The organism is Aliterella sp. E5.1, from assembly GCF_057473825.1.
On the sequence record NZ_JBYCCV010000207.1, the window covers coordinates 1 to 3,114 of the forward strand.

Genomic DNA, 3,114 nt, shown 5'->3' on the forward strand with positions numbered 1-3,114 from the left:
GGACTGTTCGCAGACGGCGGAAAGTTATAGCTGGTAGATTAGAGCAGAGACTTAAGGAATTGATACCAGAGGCACTAGTTAAAATTGGTTGTACTGTCATTGCTTTAGAAACCGATAAGTAGGCAGCCATATATAAACGCAGTTATCTAAGTTGTTAGCAATGGCGAACGAATCGTGCGATGGGTGTTAAAGTTGAAACGGCTGACCTTGTAGTCTGCCGACTCGCCTCTGGCGCGTACGCTAGCCATCACACCGACCGCTAGCTCGTAGGGGTCTTCAAACATTTGCCCCCGGATGTGGTGGGCTTTCATCTGATGCCATTCGCCTTCAATCAGGTTCATCTGTGAGCAGTACTTTGGCAGTTGAAAAAGGACTAACCCCTGACGTCGCCACTGAGCGACCTCGGCCTGCACCGCTCGACTGGTATGAATCGTAGCATTGTCTTGAACAACCACGGTGAGGATACCTGTGCGTTTGAACAACGACTCTGCCCGCTGTGCTTGCCAACGCATTAGATGCAGGTAGGTTTCAGAGGTGACGCTGCCGAAGCTTAGACCATACGTCAATGCGCACTCAGGCTCCCATAACCCTAGCAAACTGACCCGGCAGCGGCAGTGGGTTTGCTCTTGTCGCTTTTGTTCACCGATGTGTGACCAGCTATAGCTCACCGCAGACCAGCTCTCAAAGCCGGTTTCGTCCAGATAGAGTAAGCGAATGTAGCTTTGCTCTGATGCGGTTTGCAGCGCCGCTAGCTCCTGTTGCTTGGCAGCACGCTCGATAGGGTCTTGTTTTTGCTGGTGGCTGTGTCTTGTGCGCTTCCAACGGTACCCCTTTTTTTGAGCAGGCGACTTACATGCCGACGGCTCAACTGGACATCACGCGCTGAGTTCAACAGCTCAACGACCTGACGAGAGTTAAACGTTCCAGGCTCATCTAACTGCTGCTCTATATAGCCCATATCTGACTCGTCCCAGCTTCTGGGTCTGCCTTCTCGGGGGGCATCCCATAGGTTTTCTAAGCTGCCTGCTTGCCAACGATAGATCGCGCGACGAACGGTCTCAACCCGACAATCTAAGTACTCGGCTATCTCTTTGGTTTGCCAACCGCGATGATTAAGCCGCAGCATTTCGGCTCGCAGTTTGGTTCGTTTCGGGACGCTGGCATCGTCCCTCAGCTCGAATAGTTGCTCATCCTCCCCCTGAGTGAGGTTGACTTTTAGAAGCGTGCGGGTCATCGTCTATGTCACAAAAAGGCTACGCTTCTAGTCTACTTCTGTTTAGCTGCGATTACTTTTGGCTACCTACTTATTTTCTTAATTCAATTCATTGTTGCCAAAATAATCATTTGTGTACAAAATTTAGATCTTATTTTCATGCCTAAATTTTTTGTTAGGTTTTCAAGCAGATAGTACATCGGACTTAAGAGTTCTGAGGCAGGCAAAAATCGCAGTCCCATATGGCCTGATAGCCAGGGTGTGATTGATAAATCAATAGAGATACTGCTAAAGCCTATTGACTTCATTAAATCATAAATCTCTTGGGGTGAATATAAATACAAATGACCATCCGAATCAGGCTTAAATTGCTCTTTTTCCAATACATTAAAATCAGTGATTTGTGAGTAAGTGGGGAGTTTAGAACGGAAGTAAGAGCCATTAGGTGTAGTCAGCAGTAGGGTTCCTCCTGGAGCCAGGAAGTTATTTAAGTGATTAATCAACTGATCGCCATGAGCTACATGCTCAATCACTTCACAGGCTATCACTAAGTCAAAACAACCTAGCGACTCTGGCTTAAGATCAAACAAGTTGCCGGATTCCATTTCTAAAAATTTACCGGTGCTCCAGATTTGAACCTCATCTTCTTCTAATCTTAAATCATTAATAACCACTCTTCTAGAAGGTTTCCACAAGCAGGCTGCATTGAAACCTCCTCCAGCGGCAACCTCTAAAATATTTCTGGGATTTAAATCTTGAGCAAATTGCAATGTCTTTAAAAAGCGATATCTCCCTTGGGCAAAGTAGCTTGGTGGATAACCAGAACTGTATTGCCAGGGATTATAATTATCTGAGTTAACAGCAGGAGTAAGACCTAATACAGAGTAGCCTTCACTGCAAACTTTTAAAAAAGTTTTTCGAAGCCCAGTACTTAGGTTTTTCATGAATTAGCTTACGCCTCCTTTATTCTTCCTACAATGCTTTTTGCCATATCGTCCCAGGTATAACTTCGCAAGCCTTCTGAAAAAGATCTTACTTTCTGTCTATACTGTTCAAGTTGATCTCGCCAGCAGCGTAATCGACCTACTAAGTCGTCAACATCTTCAGGATTAGGTAAAAGTAAATCTTCTAGCTCTGGAGGATAACGTTCAGCAACTCCAGCCGTAGCACTCACAATCGCTGGTAATCCACAGCAAAGAGCTTCCTGAGTTGCCAGAGAGTAACCCTCATAGCGAGAAGGTAAAACAAAGAGATCGCAAGCTGCTAAGGTATTCGGCAAATCTGGAACGAAGCCAAGAAATTGGATATGATTACCAATGCCCAAGGCAGTAGTCTTTTTTTTCCACAGTGATAACTCTGAACCTCTTCCAACTACAACTAGCTTGACATCCCATTTTTTGTCTTTACATAGCAAACTCCAAGCCTGAAAAAGGGTATCAAACCCCTTACGCCGATTTCCTAACGCTCCGATGAAAATCGCCAGCGGTCGCTCTATAGGCAAGTCTAGAGATTTTCTAGTTCTATAACGCTTCTTTGTAGTGGCTGGAACAAATAATCCTGAATCACTGCCATAATATATAACTTGAACTTTATGCTCTGGGATATTGAGATATTTTATAATATCTCTCTTAGTTCGTTCACAGCTTGTTAAAACTAGCTTTGCTTTTGGAATAATGTGACGTTCATTATAAAGTGCTTGTTGGTAATCTATGTGTCTTTTCATTCTTTGTAAGAAACCAGAAGAGAGATATAGCTCATCTGCTGCATGGACATGGTGTACCCAATTAATGTCTCCCCACCAGCAATTACCGCCATTAGTTAATACTCGGCCTCCTCTCCTCGCAACTCGTCTTGCATAAAAGCGTCCGATTTTGTTAAGTAAAGGTCCACTGAGTAAGTAT

General features: G+C 44.6%; 4 protein-coding genes. All 4 read right to left on the minus strand.

All coding sequences use genetic code 11. The features are described from left to right. Nucleotides 1-146 precede the first annotated feature (146 nt). Entirely contained in the window at nucleotides 147-779 is a 633-nt protein-coding gene (locus AC2VE5_RS25045) for a transposase (protein ID WP_486890315.1), read from the minus strand. Continuing rightward, a complete protein-coding gene (locus AC2VE5_RS25050) occupies nucleotides 749-1,234 on the minus strand; it encodes a helix-turn-helix domain-containing protein (protein WP_486890312.1) in 486 nt (161 codons plus the stop codon). The genes AC2VE5_RS25045 and AC2VE5_RS25050 overlap by 31 nt, the downstream gene beginning before the upstream one ends. Nucleotides 1,235-1,317: 83 nt before the next feature. Further along, entirely contained in the window at nucleotides 1,318-2,157 is an 840-nt protein-coding gene (locus AC2VE5_RS25055) for a class I SAM-dependent methyltransferase (RefSeq protein WP_486890313.1), read from the minus strand. Nucleotides 2,158-2,165: 8 nt separating this feature from the next. Beyond that, the coding region (locus AC2VE5_RS25060) for a glycosyltransferase family 4 protein (protein WP_486890314.1) at nucleotides 2,166-3,114 on the minus strand (949 nt) is incomplete at its 5' end.